14 protein-coding genes are annotated in these 18,619 nt (G+C 58.9%); 8 read left to right on the top strand and 6 right to left on the bottom strand.

Features of this window, described 5'->3' with window-relative positions; genetic code table 11:
• The first annotated feature begins 56 nt into the window (after positions 1 to 56).
• The gene (locus tag AXK12_RS00395; RefSeq protein WP_068710802.1) at positions 57 to 1,451 is read left to right on the top strand and encodes an ABC transporter substrate-binding protein; all 1,395 of its coding nucleotides are present in this window, start codon (positions 57 to 59) and stop codon (positions 1,449 to 1,451) included.
• Positions 1,452 to 1,807: 356 nt separating this feature from the next.
• On the opposite strand, the gene ahcY is transcribed toward AXK12_RS00395, so the two are convergent.
• The 5 genes from ahcY to AXK12_RS00370 form a co-directional block, all read right to left on the bottom strand.
• Positions 1,808 to 3,253, bottom strand: a complete 1,446-nt coding sequence (gene ahcY / locus AXK12_RS00390; RefSeq protein WP_068710801.1) for an adenosylhomocysteinase — start codon at positions 3,251 to 3,253, stop codon at positions 1,808 to 1,810.
• 105 nt (positions 3,254 to 3,358) lie between these two features.
• A complete protein-coding gene (gene metK, locus AXK12_RS00385; RefSeq protein WP_068710815.1) occupies positions 3,359 to 4,570 on the bottom strand; it encodes a methionine adenosyltransferase in 1,212 nt (403 codons plus the stop codon).
• Positions 4,571 to 4,730: 160 nt separating this feature from the next.
• The gene (locus tag AXK12_RS00380; RefSeq protein ID WP_068710800.1) at positions 4,731 to 5,705 is read right to left on the bottom strand and encodes a uracil-DNA glycosylase; all 975 of its coding nucleotides are present in this window, start codon (positions 5,703 to 5,705) and stop codon (positions 4,731 to 4,733) included.
• A gap of 15 nt (positions 5,706 to 5,720) precedes the next feature.
• Positions 5,721 to 6,377 carry a riboflavin synthase gene (locus AXK12_RS00375; protein WP_068710799.1) on the bottom strand — a complete coding sequence of 219 codons (657 nt, stop codon included), beginning with the start codon at positions 6,375 to 6,377 and terminating at the stop codon, positions 5,721 to 5,723.
• A 43-nt stretch (positions 6,378 to 6,420) separates the two neighbouring features.
• Positions 6,421 to 7,611, bottom strand: a complete 1,191-nt coding sequence (locus AXK12_RS00370; RefSeq protein WP_082782519.1) for a PDZ domain-containing protein — start codon at positions 7,609 to 7,611, stop codon at positions 6,421 to 6,423.
• A 3-nt stretch (positions 7,612 to 7,614) separates the two neighbouring features.
• Between AXK12_RS00370 and leuS the strand changes: the two genes are divergently transcribed.
• The 7 genes from leuS to AXK12_RS00335 all read left to right on the top strand — a co-directional run bounded on the left by leuS (position 7,615) and on the right by AXK12_RS00335 (position 17,863).
• A complete protein-coding gene (gene leuS / locus AXK12_RS00365; protein ID WP_068710797.1) occupies positions 7,615 to 10,254 on the top strand; it encodes a leucine--tRNA ligase in 2,640 nt (879 codons plus the stop codon).
• Between the two features lie 107 nt (positions 10,255 to 10,361).
• The gene (locus AXK12_RS00360; RefSeq protein ID WP_068710796.1) at positions 10,362 to 11,294 is read left to right on the top strand and encodes a hypothetical protein; all 933 of its coding nucleotides are present in this window, start codon (positions 10,362 to 10,364) and stop codon (positions 11,292 to 11,294) included.
• Between the two features lie 184 nt (positions 11,295 to 11,478).
• A complete protein-coding gene (locus AXK12_RS00355; RefSeq protein ID WP_068710795.1) occupies positions 11,479 to 12,624 on the top strand; it encodes an outer membrane beta-barrel protein in 1,146 nt (381 codons plus the stop codon).
• Positions 12,625 to 12,682: 58 nt separating this feature from the next.
• A complete protein-coding gene (locus tag AXK12_RS00350) occupies positions 12,683 to 13,312 on the top strand; it encodes a polysaccharide biosynthesis/export family protein (protein WP_068710794.1) in 630 nt (209 codons plus the stop codon).
• Positions 13,313 to 13,318: 6 nt separating this feature from the next.
• Positions 13,319 to 15,568 (top strand): GumC family protein, encoded by a 2,250-nt coding sequence (locus tag AXK12_RS00345; RefSeq protein WP_068710793.1) that lies wholly within the window; start codon positions 13,319 to 13,321, stop codon positions 15,566 to 15,568.
• A gap of 287 nt (positions 15,569 to 15,855) precedes the next feature.
• Complete coding sequence (locus AXK12_RS00340) at positions 15,856 to 16,710, top strand: LpxI family protein (protein WP_068710792.1); 855 nt, start codon at positions 15,856 to 15,858, stop codon at positions 16,708 to 16,710.
• A 64-nt stretch (positions 16,711 to 16,774) separates the two neighbouring features.
• Complete coding sequence (locus tag AXK12_RS00335; protein ID WP_068710791.1) at positions 16,775 to 17,863, top strand: tRNA dihydrouridine synthase; 1,089 nt, start codon at positions 16,775 to 16,777, stop codon at positions 17,861 to 17,863.
• Positions 17,864 to 17,966: 103 nt separating this feature from the next.
• On the opposite strand, the gene AXK12_RS00330 is transcribed toward AXK12_RS00335, so the two are convergent.
• Positions 17,967 to 18,545, bottom strand: coding sequence for an iron-sulfur cluster assembly protein (locus AXK12_RS00330; RefSeq protein ID WP_068710790.1), 579 nt, complete (start codon positions 18,543 to 18,545; stop codon positions 17,967 to 17,969).
• Positions 18,546 to 18,619 lie beyond the last annotated feature (74 nt).

The following is an 18,619-nucleotide window of genomic DNA, read 5'->3' as shown; positions in this document are numbered from 1 at the left end:
GCCCTTGGCGTGCAAACAGATCGAAGTCAGATTCCCCCTACTCCGACTCACATCTTATGCCAAACTTTATTAAAAAGCTAACAGATCGGTTCTTTTCCCCGGGGGCGCTAGTCATCGTAAGCCTTGCGGCACTGAGCTCGCTCGTCGTGACACTGCTGCCAGTTGAGAACCCTGAAGGCATTCAGTTTTGGGTTTTCTACACTCCTCACCGCGACGCTAGAATTGAAGACATTGCTGAGTGGAACCGGTTGCATCCCGATAAGCCCGTGGTTATGAAGTTGATGAGCATGGCCGCAATTGAGCGAGGGATGCTCTCGGGCTTCCTAAGCGGCACGCCAATGGCAGATGTATTTGAATCCAACAATGGTGTTTATCCCAAAGCCTTTCTCGGCCCACTTGATCAGGTTGGTTTCCTAGACCTCACGGATCGGCTACACGATGAGGGACTCTATGAGCAATTCAACGCGCCCTCATTTTCTACCATGACCTCGCGTGGTCGGATATTTGGTCTACCCAAAGATGTGCACCCAGTGCTACTGGGGTATCATGTAGACCTAGTGGAGGAAGCAGGCATTGATGTTAGCGAAATCGAAACCTGGGAGGATTACTTCCGCGTGATGCGACCGCTGATGGTAGACCGTGATGGCGACGGACGTCCCGACCGCTATTTACTTAACCTCTCAGAAACCGACCACGAGTTCTTGGTTCTATTGATGATGCAAAATGATGGCGTCTTTTTCGACGAAAATGACGTGCCCATATTCGCCAATGAGCGCAACGCTCGCTCCCTCGCAACAATCATCACTTGGCTTACTGGGCCTGATCGCGTTGCGACTCCAGTCAGCCCGCTCCCTTCTGGATTTCGTCAGCAACTCGACGGCCTCGTAGTGGGTAATATACTCCCCGATTGGCTTTATGGAGATTGGAAAATACATTACCCCGGCATGGCTGGAAAGATACGGCTCATGCCGCTACCGGCTTGGGAGCCCGGTGGTCGACGTACCAGTGCGATGGGTGGCTCCAATATTGGAATCAATAAGCGCAGCCCTTATGTTGAAGAGTGTTGGGAAATCGCAAAGATGCTCTACACCTCAGCCAGGGGAGCAGAAAAGATTTGGCAATCAACGGGCATTCTCTCTCCCGTCAAAACCCTCTGGGATGAGCCCTTTTATCATGAGCCCGACCCTTTCGTCGGTGGTCAGCGAGCAGGGACACTCTATATTGAACAAGCACCATATGCGCCAGAGCGGCCCTCATCCCCCTACAAATACATCACATATGAGCAAGTCAGTGCCGCTGCGATTGCACTCCGAGCCTACGCTGAACAAAACAGTATCTATGCAGTTGATCGCCTAGTCCCCGAGGCACTGCGACTCCTGAAAGAAAAGGAAACTATGCTTAGACGCCTCATATCAAGAAACGTGTTTCAAGAGGGAGATCTCAATCAATGAGGGGAGGCCCTTGTCCTCACTGCCCAGGACCTAAAGCACGAGTAAACCGTCTTCCAAGGCCCAAAGTTTTTAGGGGCTGTTTTTTACTCCCACTCCACCCCTCATCGCTTAAGTAAAATGCTTCATGTTCTTGCACAATACCTTAACTAGCCCCTCAAAAGCAAGACTCTCAGTCCATCATCTCCTATCTCTTCATTTCCAATTGAGCGTTAAGCCACTTTGGCAATGTCGAGGCTCTTGGGTAGGGGCTCGCTTTTTTCAGAAAAAAACTCCCACTCGGGTGAGTGGGAGCGATTACGAAACAGCTCTATCGGGCAGCGAACGCGCTGAACCGCGATCTTTCGTGGTAGATCTCTTTAATACCTGTAGTGATCGGGCTTGTAGGGGCCGCCGACTGGCACGCCGAGGTAGTCAGCTTGTTCTTTGGTAAGGCGGGTGAGTTTCGCGCCGATTTTGTCGAGATGCAGCCGCGCGACTTCTTCGTCGAGGTGCTTGGGGAGCCGATACACGCCGGGCGCATACTTGTCCTTATTTTGCCAGAGATCGATTTGGGCGAGGGTCTGATTGGTAAAGCTGTTGGACATCACAAAGGACGGGTGACCCGTCGCGCAGCCGAGATTTACGAGACGGCCTTCGGCAAGCAGGTAGATGGTGGGACCGTTTTTGCCAAAGGTGTATTGGTCGTATTGCGGCTTGATGTTGACGTGCGTGACGTCCTTAGCGGCGGCAAGACGCGCGCCTTGGATTTCGTTATCAAAGTGGCCGATGTTGCACACGATGGCTTGGTCTTTCATCCGGCGCATGTGTTCGAGTGTGATAACGTCTTTGTTACCGGTGGTGGTCACGTAGATGTCAGCTTGGCCGAGCGTGGACTCGATCGTGTTCACCTCGAAACCTTCCATCGCCGCTTGCAGCGCGTTAATGGGGTCGATCTCGGTCACGATGACGCGCGCACCGAAGCCGCGCAGCGAGTGTGCCGAGCCTTTGCCGACGTCGCCGTAGCCGCACACGCAAGCCACTTTGCCCGCGATCATGACATCGGTCGCACGCTTGAGTCCATCGGCCAGCGATTCGCGACAGCCGTAGAGGTTGTCGAATTTCGACTTGGTGACCGAGTCGTTGACGTTGATAGCCGGGACGAGGAGCTGGCCTTTTTCGTGGAGTTGGTAGAGGCGGTGAACGCCCGTGGTGGTCTCCTCCGAAACACCGCGCCACTCGCTGACGCGCTTTGCAAAAATACCTTTCTGCGTGCGCCCGATTTTCTTGAGGAGCTTTTTGATGACTTCCTCTTCCTCGGACTCGGAAGCGGTGTTTACCCAGTCGCTGCCCTGCTCCATCTCGTAGCCTTTGTGGAGGAGGAGCGTGGCGTCGCCACCGTCGTCAACGATGAGTTGCGGGCCCTTGTCGCCGGGAAAGCTGAGCGCACGCCAAGTAAGCTCCCAATACTCGTCTAAAGTCTCGCCCTTCCATGCGAAGACGGGGATACCCGCCTTGGCGATTGCGGCGGCGGCATGATCTTGCGTGGAGAAGATATTACAGGAGGCCCAGCGAACATCGGCCCCGAGCGCGACAAGCGTCTCAATCAAGACCGCCGTCTGAATCGTCATGTGCAGCGAGCCAGTGATGCGAACGCCTTTGAGCGGCTTCTTCGCGCCGAACTTTTTGCGGAGCGCGATGAGGCCAGGCATCTCGTGCTCGGCGATGTTTAGCTCTTTGCGGCCCCAAGCAGCGAGCGAGAGGTCGCGAACGATATAGTCTTGGCCTTTGGGAGCGTTTTTTAGCGGAGAAGGAGCGGAAGCCATGTGGGTTTTTTAAAAAAAAGTGGATGAGATTTAGTGCTCGGATAAGCGGCGATGCGCCCGACTGCGAAAGTGCAGCACAGACGCCTCGCAGCATTGCGATAGGGTTTACTTTTTGAGCGCGGCTTTTAACTCGGCGACTTTGTCAGTCTTCTCCCAAGGCAGCCCCGCTTTGCCGAAGTGGCCGTATTGAGTCGTTTCGCGATAGATAGGCCGCAGCAAGTCGAGCTGCTTAACGATATCCGCCGGCTTGAAACTGAAAATGTCATCGACCGCAGCCGCGATTTTCTCGTCGCTCACCTTGCCCGTGCCGAAGGTATTTACGTAAACGCTAACCGGCTTCGGGTGGCCAATCGCGTAGGCGACTTGCAACTCGCACTGTTTGGCGAGGCCAGCAGCAACCACATTTTTCGCGACCCAACGGCACATGTAGGCCGCCGAGCGATCGACCTTCGACGGGTCTTTCCCCGAAAAGGCACCGCCGCCGTGTCGCCCCCAGCCGCCATAGGTATCAACAATAATCTTACGCCCCGTGAGACCGGAGTCACCTTGCGGGCCGCCAATTACGAACTTGCCGGTCGGGTTGACCAAAAACTCGGTCTTCTTGGTCAAGAGCTCTGCGGGCAGGACTTTTTGGATGACCTCTTTAGTGATGAACTGCTCGATTTCGGCGTGCGTCACGTCCGCGCTGTGCTGCGTGGAAATAACCACGTTAACAATCTCGGTCACTCGCCCATCCACATAGCGGACGGAGACTTGCGACTTCGCATCCGGGCGCAGCCACTTGACCTGGCCGCTCTTGCGAATGCGCGTGAGTTCGCGGCCCAGCCGGTGCGCAAACATGACTGGCGCAGGCATCAGCTCCTTGGTGTCGTCGGATGCAAAACCAAAGATGAGCCCTTGGTCGCCCGCGCCCTGCTCTGCCGTCTTTTTGCCCTCGGCGCGGCGCGCATCGACGCCTTGCGCGATGTCCGCCGACTGCGCGGTGAGCTGGTTATTGATAAAGGCCGTATCGGCGTGAAACACATCGTCATCGTGCGTGTAACCGATTTCACGAATCGCGCCACGGATGACATCGTTCACGTTAAACGCCGCATCGATGGGCTTCGATTTGCCGGTCTTCTTGTCCTGAAGCTTGGGCAAGGTAATCTCGCCTGCGACCGTAACAGTGTTAGACTTTACCAAAGTCTCACAAGCGACGCGCGCCGTGCGGTCAAAACTAAGACAGGCGTCAAGGATGCTGTCCGAGATAAAGTCAGCGACCTTATCGGGATGCCCTTCGCCGACAGACTCGGAGGAGAAGACAAATGAAGTTGCCATACGGCCGCCGAGCAGAGGTGCCATGTCACCCCAGTGCAAGCCCTTAACCCGACATATTCGCATCCCCTAATATGTATGACGCAAATAGGGGCCACACGCAGCAACCCACCCCTCACAAGCCGCCACTAGCGCTGAGTCAGGGTTTTAGGGCGGCCTATTTTTACAGAAAATACCCGCGTTGTTTTTCGGAAATGGGCAGAGCGGCGCGCTCCATCACTTTTAGAAAGTCTTCCCAAATGACGCGTTTCGAGCGGTTTGACTGGTTTCGCAAAATGTAGCTCGGGTGGTAAGTCACCATCAGCGGGCAAGCGGCGAACTCGCGCCACTTCCCGCGCAGTTCGCCCAGTGCCTTAAATGAATCGTGACCGAGCAAGCCGCGCGCGGCGGTTGCACCGAGTGCTACAATGACTTGCGGCGCAACGATTTCGAGCTGCGCCCGCAAAAACGGCAGGCAATACGCCATTTCCTCCGGCGTAGGCGGGCGATTTCCCACTTGTTCGCCAGCCGCATTTTGGGTCGGCATCTGCGGACGCCAATTCATGATGTTCGCAATGTAGACCTGCTCACGCTCCAAGCCCATCGCCTGAATCATTTTGGTCAAAAGCTTGCCCGCCGGGCCGACAAAAGGCTCGCCCTGTCGCTCCTCCTCCGCGCCTGGAGCCTCGCCCACAAACATAATCTGCGCCTCGGGGTTGCCCACGCCAAAGACGACTTGCTTGCCCGGGCGCAACTGCGCGCGACAGGTCTTGTCGGCGAGCACGATTTCGCGCAAGGCGGCAAGCCGCTCGGCTTTGGTGCCTTCAGCAGGCAGTGTAAATTTAGCCTCAATCAATTGCGGTTTGGGTTGGCGAACAGGTGTAGTCACAGGTTCGAGAGTTTGCCTGACTGGAGTCACTTCGCGCCCTGGTGCCGAAGTCGTGATTTCTGGCGTCGCGCCAACGCGGGTTACCCGCTCGGGTGCAGCGTCAAAATGCGCGACGGCCAGCGACGCGGCACTTTCCGGTTTAGCAGGTTTACGTTTGGCAAGCGCGCTGCGAAGCCGCTCGAGCGTTTCAGGTGGAGCAAAAATCTCGCGAACGCCTAGACTTTTTAGCCGCCGCAATTCCTCCGTGAGCGCAGTGAGTGAAGCACGCATTGGGAGACACATAGCTTAACGCCGACCGTCGATAATTTGGGCAACGTATTTGCCCAAAAGATCATACTCGAGGTTTACCGGGTCGCCGGGCTGTTTTTCGCCGAGGTTGGTTTCGGCAAGCGTCGTCGGAATCAGCCACACGGTAAACCCGTCGGCATCGACTTCGGCCACTGTCAGCGAAACCCCATCAATCGCGATAGACCCCTTGTGGACAATCGGACCACGCTGGGCCGCAGCTTCCGGCAGACGAACGCGAAGCCGAGTGTCTGCACCGTGTTGGGCTAAACTCTCGATGGTGCCCACGCCGTCGATGTGCCCGCTCACGAAATGCCCGCCGAGCCGCGCATCCGCGCGCAAACTGCGCTCGAGGTTGAGATGCTGTGAGCCGCTCGCCCGCGCCGGACTCGCCCCGCCCACTCTCCCATCGCTTAAAGCAGCAAAATTCGTCAGCCGCCGCGTCTCCTCCAAAACGTCGAAAGTCAGCGCTCCCGCCTCGCGGTCAATCGCGACGACCGTCAAGCAACAGCCATTTACCGCAATACTGTCGCCGAGCTTGGCGTCGCTCAGCACGCGCTCTGCGGCGAGCGTGAGGTGCCAGCCCGCAGTCGCGCCCTCACCCACGCGAGCAAAATCAAGGAGCCGCCCTTTTTCTTCTACGAGTCCGGTAAACATTTTTCTAAAAATCGGGGTTTAGATTGGGCGCGTAGGGCACCGGTCAATACGGTGCGTTTTCGAGCGTGAGGATGAGCATCCGCGATTCGTCGGCGCGGTCGCGAACGACTTCGATAAAGAGTGTGTCGCCGGGGGCGCGGCGGGCGATATCGCGCTCCAAATAGCGAGCAAGTCGGCTCTGTGGCCGAATCGCGGGCAGCGCGCGGCTGTTGAGCGAGATGATCGCGTCGCCCGGCTGCATCCCGGCCTTGGCCGCAGGGCTATTGGGCAAAACATCGCCCACCAAAAGCGCGGGCCGCCCCACGAGCCCGAGTCGCTCGGCGTTTGCGCGGTCGATGACCCGCAACTGCTCAAAACCCGCCCACGGAATCGTGCGCGCGCTCGGGCTTTCGGGAACCCGCGTAATAAACTCCTGCAAAATCTCTTCGGCGAGGAGCACGGCGGGCGTCTCATCGGGGTTGAGCATCACGACGGGCAGCCCCTCGCGATCGCGCTGCGAGAATTGGAGCGCGGCTTGGCCGAAACCGCTCTGCCCCAAACCCACAAAATCCCCCGCCGCATTAAACACTGGCAGCCCCGGCCCAGCGACCTCGCGCGCAGCGAAGGCGTAAGCCTCGGGCACTTCGGCGACGAGCGAGACCCGGCTGCTCAAAAAATACGGGGCGAAGCCCTCATCCTTTTTGCGCAGCCCGATCCCCCAAATCTCCTCGGCGACGCGCGGGCGGGCCGGCCCGCCATTTGCCCCAGCGCCGAAACTGCGAAAGCGCGTGACTGGAGTCAGGCGCGCAGCGTCGCTCGGTGCATCCACCCGCACAAAGTGCCACTCGGTAAACGCATCGTAGCCGAGATAGTGTGCCGGAAGCGGCGCATCAATATCGCCTCCGGGCAGATAGAGTCGAAAGTCGCGCAGCGCACTCGGCGGCGTTTGCAGCTCAATCGCAGCAGTCGAAAAAATCACCGTGCCCTGCGCATCTATTACCGTGCCAAACGCCTGTATCGGCGTAGAACCTACAGCGCCGGCGTTCGCTCCCGCCCCTCCCGCTCCTTCATCAAGCGTAAACTCAACCGCTACGACGCTCCCCGTGCGCTCCTGCCACAGCTCCTCAAGTGTTGCCCCGTTCGCTACCGCTGAAAATACCACCAGTGGCGTGGCCAAAAACACGAAGCGCAGGATCTGCGCGGCAAAGGAGATTGACCCACAAAGAGGGAAATTCACGGTCGTTCGCTTCATCATATTATGTCTCGGTGCAAAGAATACGACTTTCGGCAGATAGAAACGAAGTGGCAATCCTTCTGGGAGCAAAACCGCACTTTTCGCGCCAACGAGGTCGCAAACGATGGTGCGGCAGACGCTGCGAAACCGAAATACTACGTGCTCGACATGTTCCCCTACCCTTCGGGCGCGGGGCTACACCTCGGCCACTGCGAAAACTACGCGATCACCGACATCCTAGCGCGGTTTAAGCGCGCACAGGGCTTTAACGTGTTGTATCCCATTGGCTGGGATGCCTTTGGACTGCCGACCGAGAACTACGCAGTAAAAACGGGACGCCATCCGGCAGATGTTACGCGCGAAAACGTCGCCACCTTTAAGCGGCAGCTCCGCTCAATCGGCGTTTCCTACGATTTCGACCGCGAAATAAATACCACTGACCCGCATTATTTTAAGTGGACACAGTGGATTTGGCTAAAGCTCTTCGAGCGCGGACTCGCCTACGTGGAGGACAAGCCCGTGTGGTGGTGTCCTGCGCTCGGCACCGTGCTGGCCAACGAGGAAGTCATCGACGGAAAGTCCGAAGTCGGCAGCCACCCGGTTGAGCGTCGCCCGCTGCGCCAATGGGTGCTCCGCATCACCGCTTACGCCGACCGGCTGCTAGCAGGATTAAAAGACCTCGACTGGCCGGACTCGACCAAGCGGATGCAAGCCGCGTGGATTGGCCGCAGCGAGGGCACGGAGGTCGAGTTTGATATTGAGGGAGTCGCCCCCGACGAAGCGCGTTTGAAAATCTTCACCACGCGCGTCGATACGCTCTATGGTGCGACCTATATGGTAATCGCGCCCGAGCACCCGCTCGCCGCGCGGCTTACGACGCCCGAGCAACGCGACGCAGTCGCCGCATACACGCGCGCCGCCGCCTCAAAAAGCGACCTCGAACGCGCAGAGCTTTCTAAGGAAAAGACGGGCGTATTCACCGGCTCTTACGCGATTAATCCCGCCAACGGAAAGCACGTCCCCATCTGGGTCGCCGACTACGTGCTCGCAAGCTACGGCACCGGCGCAATCATGGCTGTGCCCGCGCACGACGAGCGCGACTACGCGTTTGCCAAAAAATTTGGGCTACCGGTCGTGCAAGTCATCGCGCGCAAAAACGCGATCGAAGCGACCGCTGCGGACGGCGATGCAGACGCCCTTCCCTTTTGCGAGAGCGGCGACGGGCTCCACCTCATCAACTCCGATGACTGCAACGGCCTCACTCCCGCCGAGGCGACCGCCGCGTTGCAAAACCGCTTCGCCGCCGAAGGACGCGGTAAAGCGACTGCCCAATACAAGCTGCGCGACTGGCTCTTCTCGCGCCAACGTTACTGGGGCGAGCCCTTCCCCATCGTTTGGGTAAGTAAAACGGACTACGCCGCCGCGCTCGCGACCGCGAAAACCGCAAATCTCCCCCTCCCGCCCGAGCCAGTGACCGCGACCTTCGACGGCGAGGAGCGCTACGCACTCCCGCTACCCGCCTCCGCGCTCCCGCTCGAACTTCCCAAAGTCCAAGGCTACGAGCCGACCGGCACAGGGGAAAGCCCGCTCGCCGCCGTCACCGAGTGGCTGGAGATTTGGCACGAGCCGCAGACCGGGAAGAGCGTCCCTGCGAGCGAACCGCGCCCAGCGCCGCACTGGGTGCGCGCCCGCCGCGAGACCAACACCATGCCGCAGTGGGCGGGCTCGTGTTGGTATTACCTACGCTACCTCGACCCGCAAAATGCGGATGCATTGGCCTCGCCCGAAGCACTGCGCTACTGGAGCACGCCCGATCTCTATGTCGGCGGCGCGGAGCACGCCGTCTTGCACCTGCTCTATGCGCGGTTTTGGCATAAAGTGCTCTACGACTTAGGCTTATTTCCGACAGACGAGCCATTTACGCGACTGTTTCACCAGGGATTAATCCTCGGCGAAGACGGCGAAAAAATGTCCAAAAGTCGCGGTAACGTCGCCAACCCTGACGACATTATTGCGCACTACGGTGCCGACACGCTGCGGCTCTACTTGATGTTTCTCGGACCGCTCGAAGCGATGAAGCCTTGGAGCCCGCGCGGGATTGAGGGCGTTTATCGCTTCTTGCAAAAAATCTGGCGCGAGTGCCTCGACGGCGAAGGTCGCCCGAGTGCAAAGCTCAACGACTCGCAGCCCGACAACGAGGCGTTCTTGCGCGTGCTGCACGAGACGATTCGCAAAGTCGGCGACGACATCGCCGCCCTGCGCTACAACACTGCGATTTCGCAAATGATGATTTGCGCCAATGCGCTGCAGAAAGCCCCACATGTGCGCCGAGCATCGATTAAGCTGTTTCTACAAGTGCTCGCGCCCTTCGCCCCGCACTTTTGCGAGGAGCTGTGGGAACGATTGGGAGAAAGCAGTGGCTCGCTGGCGACTGCGCCTTGGCCCGCCTACGACCCGCAGTGGCTGGAGCGCGACGAGTGCAAACTCGTCTTCCAGGTTAACGGCAAACATCGCGGCGACGCACTCGTGCCCAAATCTATCGGCCAGGAAGACGCAGTGGCTCTTGCCAAGGCTCATCCGAAGGTCGCCTCACAGCTAGAAGGTAAAACAATCCGGCGTATTATTTTCGTCCCTCAAAAGATTATAAACCTGGTTGTTGCATAACTACCCAGTTGCGGAAAGAAACTACGTAGGTTTAATTTTTTGTGCACAGTAAAACTCTCACCCAGTAATTTCCCTAACACACGCAGTATCTAACTCGTATTCACACTATGGCTACACACGTAAAACTCCGGCTAGGCCTTGCGCTTACGGCTCTCACCGCCGCCCTCGGCACGGGCACTGCTCAGGCCCAGAGCCCTATGATTTACGCCCCGGGAGGAGGTGGCATTGATGCGCCGATCACCACCAATCTCGTGAGCAAGCTCTACGCGGTCGATGTTGAGGGCGAAGTCTATGTCGAAAACAGCGGCCTGATCATCCCACTCGCTGCCCGCGAAATTTACGTCGCCCAAGGCTCGACTGTTTACACTTCGGAGGAATCCACCGCCTCACTCGTTATTTCCAACGGCACCGGCATCTTCCTGAGCGAATCGAGCCGCATGACTGTCACCCGCGCCGAGCAAGAACCTTTCCAAGGTGAGCGCAGCGACATGATTAACGAGCCCTCTGTCTCTAATATCCAATTGAAACACGAGCGTGGCGTCATGGGCATTTGCACGAGCCGCCTACTCGCAGGCACGCTCCTAGAGGTCGTTACTGACGAGTTCACCACCCGCATCGTCGATGGGAAGCTCGTCTACGAGCGCGGCCCCGAAGGCAGCTCCGTCACCCTCGTCGGCGGAGATGCCTCTTTGCAGTCCGGCCAAATCTGGTATGAAAACGAAGGCCGCGACCTAAAGGTGCGCCACAAGCTCTTCTTCCCCGCAGACGGCAGCGAGCCGATCGACACCGAGCTCAGCGGCCAAGAGCTCGCCGAGATGGAAGGTATCGTCACAATCGCCTGCTTGGCGCGACGCGGCGTTTACTTCGACGTCCTCGGTGATCCTGTCGCCAGCGACATCATTGATACACCTGACCAAGCTGAAGGGATCACTGGCACGCCCACGACGCCCGGGCCCGGAGGCGGTGGCCCGGGTGGCGGTGGTGGCGGCACAACGGTTGAGCCCCCGCCGAACACAGTTAGCCCTGCCAATATCCCCTAAGACTTAAGTCGCTATCCGGCCAATAATTGGGAGAGAGTATGTGTGTAGCCTCTCTCCCTCACCCTGCCTCTTTTGGTTTATCGGTAAGTAACACCTCGCTTTCGTTAGGAGCCCATTTGTCCCCTCCCCTCTCCTCTTTTTGCTAAAACCTAACACCCGCGCTCTCTCCGCTAACCTTAGACAGATGATGAAAATCACCTCCTCCAAACTCGCAGTGCCTGTTGCTGCCCTCCTTGGCCTCTTCGCCACTACGCCGGGCTACAGCCTCGTAACCTTTAACGATGGGCAGAACAGCATCTTCGTTAACGTGTCCACAGGCATGTCTTGGGACTCTAATATAAACTCCAGTGCGGACACAACGAGCGACCATATCTGGTTCGCCAACGTGGGAGTAAACTTCTCACGGCGCGCCGGAATCATCAGTATTGATGCCAACGCCACGGCAAACATCAGCCGCTTCAACAACCACAGCGAAGAAAACTTCGCGAACCCAGACATGAGCCTCAGCCTGTCCAAGCACACGGGGCGCACGACTGGCACGCTCTCCCTGAGTGGAGCTCGCCAAAACCGCGCGGACTCGGCAGCCAATATTCGTAACGAATCTTGGTACTATAACGCGCAAGGTAGCTTGAAATATCCGATCATCTCGCGCTACTCGCTCACCTTTGGCGGTGGCTTTCATGAGCGCACCTTCCGCAACGCCCCCGGCTACTTGGTTGACGACCGCGTGACCAACTGGAGCACTGGCCTCAACTACGCTTATACCGACCAAACCGACCTCACTGCCAGCTATCGCGGTCGCTACGGTGAAACCAGTGCGCACGACTCTTACTACGACCATGCTTTCCTAGTCGGCGTTAACGGCAAAATCTTGGCCAAGCTCACAGGCAGCTTCCACATGGGTTATCAACAGCGCAATAACACCAAGAAGTGGCAAGGCTCGCACAGCAGCCTGACGATGTCCGGCTCGGCCAACTGGCGGATCTCCCCAAAGTTCAACGCTGCATTCTTCATCTCGAAGGACTTCAGCGTCGCCTCGACCAACATCCACACCGACACGCTTAGCGCAGGTACAAACGTCAGCTACTCACTGACCCCACGCTTCAGCGTCAACGGCGGCATCAACGGCGGTGAGTCGCGCTTCCTCGGCCTAGGCGGCGGTGGACGTAAAGACCAGTTCTTCGGGGCCAACGTCGGTGCGTCTTACGCAGTCTACGGCGACTACCTGCGGCTTCACCTCGGCTACAACTACTTCCGCAACTGGTCGAACACCGCGATCTCCGACTACGACCGCGACTCGCTTAGCCTCTCCGCCAGCAGCCGCTTCTAAGAAGCGGCCTCGCTGCCTATCGCTCGCTTAATTAGCAAAACCCAAGGCTCTTTTCACGGTGACACGCTCCGTATACGCCCAAGCCCTCTCTTGCCTGCTAGTGTTTTTGGCTAGCTTCGCCTTTGCCTCTGCCCAAATCTCCAGCAGTCGCTACGGAGCTGCACCGACTACCTACCGGATAGCGACCAACGACACACTGCGCGTCGTCGTCTTCCAAGAGTCCGATTTAGAAATCACGGCCCGCGTCGATGCCAGCGGCATGGTTAACCTGCCACTCCTCGGCCAGATCCGAATCGCCGGTCACACTATCCCCGAAGCCGAGCAGGCAATTGCCCGCGCGTATCAAAACGAACGCTACCTGCGCAGCCCACAAGTCACCATTTCCATCGTCGACTACGCGCCGCGCGAAATCTCCATCCAAGGCCAAGTCAGAGCCCCCGGCCGCTATCCGCTGCCTATTGAGCAAACGATGACCTTGGTCGAACTCGTCACCCGTGCGGGCGGCTTCACCGATGTTGCTCGCGGCTCTGCCGTCACCGTCACCCGAGTAAAGGCTGACGGCTCCACTGAAAAATTTGTCGTTGACGTCCAAAGTCTGATCCGAGGGCGCTCCCGCGCGAGCGTCGAAGACAACTCCCTCGCGCTCCAGCCAGGTGATATCGTCTACGTCCCCGAACGCATTATCTAACGAAACATGGCCGAACCCGCTGGCTCGTCGCCCACGCCGCCTGTGCCCTTGGGCGCGGCGCCCTCTTCCTCTGCCGCAGATGCACCTGTCGAGCAACGCCGCTCGCTGCGCGATTACTATGTAATCTTGCGTGAGCGATTCTGGATCGCGCTCCCGCTCGCTCTGCTCGTCTCGCTCGTCATTGGCTACTACCAAGCGCGGCAGACACCCATGTATGCCAGCACGGCCATCATCCAGTTCGAGCGTCCCGAAACGGTCGTCACCACGCAGACGGTCATGGATGCGACCATCCGCAACGAGCTCGATCTTAACACCTACATTCACCAGCTCACCAGTAACCGCGTCCGCACGCGCGTCCTTGAGTCTCTCACCCCCGAAGAAGTCGCCATCATCCAGCGGCCTTATCTGAAAAGCCAAGCGCCAGGTGAGCCGCTCCCGCCGCTGGCTGCGATGCTCGGCCTCCTCAGCATCGACCCTGTGCGCAACAGCTTCATCCTGCGCCTCACCGTCGGCCACCAAGATCCCGAGGCCGCCGCCATCCTCGCCCAACGCCACGTTGACCAATTCCTCAGCTACCTGCTCGAAAACATCAGCGGCGTAAACGACACCGCCGTCGACTTTCTACGCGAGCGAGCCGAGCAACTTCGGCTCGAATCCGAGGCCAAGGCCCAGCGCCAGCAAGAGTATATGCAGCGGCATAACCTCATCTCGCTCGATAACAGCACAAGTATCGTCGATAGCCGCCTCCTCGCTGTTAACGGCTCACTCACTCAGGCGCGACTGCGACTCCTCGAAGTCGAGTCACTCGCCAAGCAGGTCGACGACTATCAAGAGGCCGGAGCAAACCTCCTCGAAATCACCTACATCGGGAACTACAACACGGTCGCCCCGCTGCGCGGCCAAATGACCACGCTCCTCCAAGAGCAAGCGCGACTCGCCGAGCGCTACCTAGAGCGGCACCCGCGGATGATCGAGGTGACTAACGCAATCATCATCACCCAAGAGCACCTTGACCTCGCCGTCCAAGGCGCAATCGCTGACCTCAAAACCAGCCTCATTGAGGTAAAGAAAACCATCGCGCAGCTCGAAAACGAATACGCCGAAAACGAGAAAGAAGCCCTCAGCCTGCGCAACATGCGGGTCGACTTCGAGAGCCTCCAAAACGAAGCCGCCGTCGCCCGCGCAAACTACATGCAGATCCTCGACCGGCTTAACCAGACCACCACCACTAAGTATCTGGAAAAAGTGCCGATCCGGCTCCTCGACCGCGCTCAAGTCTCCGGCCGCCCCTACACGCCCAATTTCCCGAAAATCGTCCGCATGTGCGTCATGATGTTCTGCGTGGTCTTCTTCGGCACAGCCTTTGGTCTCGATTTTATCGACGACCGGATCAAGAGCGCCTGGGACATCGAAAACTTCCTCGGCACGAGCCTCCTCGGCATCGTCCCCGACCTCGCCTCCGTCAAAGACGAAGACAAATACACACTGCTGCTCAAAGACACGCACCCGACCGCTGTCGAAGCCTTCATGGGCATCTACGGCGCGGCCAAGACGCATAGCCTCGTCGATTACCCGAAGTCGATGCTCGTCACCAGCACCATCCCGGGCGAAGGCAAGACCCTCGTCTCGGCCAACCTCGCGGCCAGCTTCGCCCGCCACGGTAAACGCACGCTCCTCGTCGACTGCGACTTGCGCCGCCCCATGCTCCACCGCCGCTTCGACCTCGCCAACACCAGTGGCATCATCGCCTTCTACGAGGCCGACGGCGACCTCGACTGCGACCTGCCCAACGACTCCACCCTAGGCATCGTCAAACTCAGCGAAAACCTCTCGCTCTTGCGCTCCGGCGGACGCTCCCGCCGCCCCACCGAGCTCTTGGAATCTCCCTTCTTCGGTGACCTGCTTCAAAAACTCGGCCACTACTACGACCTCATCATTATCGACTCGCCCCCGCTCGGGGCCGTCACCGATGGGCTGCTCATCGCCGAGCGTGTGGACGAGGTCGCCTACGTGTGCCGCTTCAACCGTGCCCACCGTAAGCACATCCAGCTCTACATGCGTGCGCTGCGCAACGCGAAGACGGAAGTCCTCGGCGTCGTTCTCAACGGGCTCACCCCGCGCCGCGTCGAGTATTACTCCAACTACCGTTACTACCGCAGCTACGGCAAATACACCGAGCGAGTCGACCGGCCAGAGCGAGAAACCAAGCGACCAAAGAAGGTCGTCGAGGAGGCCGAAGTCAGCGAAATCGCGTAAGCGAAAGCCGAGCCTATTATCTTCTGAAAGAGCGCCCCGAACCCAAGCGGGTCGCTCTTTTTCGTTTTTCGCACAGTAGCTTGTGCCAAGCGGCAAGCGACGGTGAGCCTCGTGTCACGTTAATCGGCTTTCCTTATCGGGGGTGGTGCGCCAAGAGTCCGCTTCGGAAAAACCACTCGACCCATCATGCCCCACCGGCGCGGGCTCACGGTCGTCACGCGTAATGTCTCCGATTTCCAGCAAACAGGAGTTCGAGTGCTCAACCCGTTCGCCGACTCCGAGTCACCATGCCAAACACTCCTCTTTCTGCGTTCCTGCCTGAAAACTTTGATCCCACTCGCCCACTGGGGCTCATTGCGGGCAAGGGCCATTATCCGCTGCTCGTCGCCGAGGCCGCACGACGCACCGGAGTCGCCGTCCGGCTGATTGCCTTCGAGGGCGAAACCTCCGCCGAACTCCTTGCGCTTTTCCCGCCTGCCGAACGCGAAATCATCCTCGTTGGCCAACTCGGCAAACTCCTAAAAACCCTCGCACGCTTTGGCTGCGGCTCCGCGCTCATGGCGGGCCAAATCACCCCACGTCGCCTTTTCAAAGGACTACACCCCGACCTCAAGGCCGCCCAAATCCTCTTTTCCCTCAAACGCCGAAATGCCGAAACGATCTTTGGCGCAATTGCCGCTGAAATCGAAAAACTCGGCATCCCGCTGCTCGACGCACGCAGCTTCCTCGACGCGCACTTGCCCACCGAGGGCTGCATGACAGGCGGAAAATTCGCAATCGCCCCCGAATACCTAGAGCACGGCATCCAAATCGCCCGTGAGTGTGCACGGCTCGATATCGGCCAAGGCTGCGTCGTGCGCAAAGGCACCGTCCTCGCCGTCGAAGCCTTCGAGGGCACCGACGAAATGCTCCGCCGCGCCGGACAATTTAAAACCGAAGAAGCCCTCTTCGTGAAAACCGTGAAACCCGCGCAAGACTACCGCTTCGATGTGCCCTGCTTCGGCCTGCACACGCTCGAGGTCATGCGCGAAGCGGGCATTCACGCCGCCGCGCTCAAGGTCGGCAGCGTCATCCTCCTCGATAAGCCCGCCATCCTCGCCCGCGCCCGAGAAGCCAAAATCGCCCTGCTCGGCTTCAATTAGCAGTCGCAGACTATTTTATTTTGCGAGGTGTCGGTGTCGCCTCGTCATGTGACTCTCCCACCCAATGAGCCAGCTTCCTAAACTTCCGAGCGGACATATCCTCGGGCAGCCGCTGACAGCACTCGCCCCGATGCAGGACGTGACCGACCTCGCCTTCATGCGGGTCATCGCGCACTACGGCGCACCGGACTATTTTTTCACCGAGTTCTTCCGCGTTCACTCCCAGTCGCGCCCCGAAAAGCACATCCTGCGCTCAATTGACGAAAACGACACGGGCCGCCCCATCTTCGCCCAACTCATCGGCGAAGACACTCCACAACTCATCCGCACCGTCCGCGAACTGCGCACGCACGCAATCGCCGGAATCGACCTAAACCTCGGCTGCCCCGCGCCCAAGGTTTATAAGAAAAACGTCGGCGGCGGGCTTTTGCGAGACCCGCAACGCATTGCCGAACTCCTCGCCGCCCTGCGCGACGCGTGCGGCAGCGACTGCCCTTTTACCGTCAAAATGCGTATCGGCTTCGAGGATACAGCCCACTTCAACACGATTCTCGATAGCGTCTCCCAGCACCGTGTTGACCTGCTCAGCGTTCACGGGCGCACCGTCCGCGAAGGCTACCGCAGCGAGGTCCACTACGACTTTATCGCCCACGCCGCCGCGCGCGTTCCCTGCCCCGTCCTCGCCAACGGCAACATCACCTCTGCCACCAAAGCCCGCGACGTCCTCACGGCAACCGGAAGCGCAGGCGTGATGATTGGCCGCCACGCGATTCGCAACCCGTGGATTTTTTCCCAGTGCCGTGACACGCTCGCCGATCGCGAACCGCCCCCCGTCGTCCTCGCTCAAGTTCGCGATTACATTGAGCGGCTCTACGAAGCGACGCGCAGCGCGGATTTTCCCGAGCGCGCGCACGTCAACAAGATGAAGAAATACCTCAACTTTGTGGGCCAAAGCGTCGATCCCGCTGGGGCATTTCTCCATGCCATCCGCCGCGCAAGCACTGCCACCGAACTCTTCCAAATCTGCGACACACACCTGCTTTCCGAGCCGGGAAAACCCTTTTCAGACGAACCCTACCCGGGCGTCATCGCACGCCCCAATTGTGAAACCCCGCAGTCAGACGGCTGCTCACTGGAAACAGTGGCCGCGTGAGGCCAGTGACCTCTTCCATCGATCTCGCGAACAAGATGCAGCGAGCAAGTGAGTCTACCTGCCTTCCGGCAGGGAAAGGTTCGACTTGTCCGAAGCGACGCGACTACTCGAGGCCGAGTTTTTTGCGGCCCGCCTCGGAAATCATCTGCGGCACCCAGACTGGGTCCCAGACGATGTGCACCTTTACGTCTTCGACGTCGGGCAGTGCGGCGATTCGCGCACGCGCGTCTTCGGCGATTACCGGGCCCATCCCGCAGCCGGGCGCGGTGAGCGTCATCTTCACCTCCACCCGATACCTCACGCCTTTCTCACTCTCGCTCGTCTCAATCGCCATATCGTAGACGAGCCCCAGATCAACGATGTTGACCGGAATCTCCGGGTCGAAGCAGCCGCGCAACGCAGCCCACACCGCATCCGCGCTAAACTCACGCGGGGCCGCTTGCGCAGCCGCGCTCGTGCCGCTCCCGCCCTCGTCTATCGGCTCGCTACCGCCTTCCGGCACATAGCCACCGAGCGCGTCTGCATCACCCGAAGCGATAAGGAAAAGTCCCTCGTCGCTGCGCACTGTGAGGTTGCCGCCGAGTGCCTGCATAATTCGCAACTCCGCGCCCATCGGTAGCATTACCGACTCGCCCGAAGGGATGCGTGTCGCGCGCACATCGCGCATCAATAGGTGTTCCATAAAAATCGTTAAAGGAGTGTTAGAGAGGTCGCCGGCAGGTACGCCGACCCTTTTTATTAAATGATGGACGTCCG

The sequence above is a fragment of the Cephaloticoccus capnophilus genome (assembly GCF_001580045.1).
GTDB lineage: Bacteria > Verrucomicrobiota > Verrucomicrobiia > Opitutales > Opitutaceae > Cephaloticoccus > Cephaloticoccus capnophilus.
The sequence above is the reverse complement of the archived record's forward strand: the minus strand, read 5'-3'. Positions and strand labels throughout refer to the sequence as shown.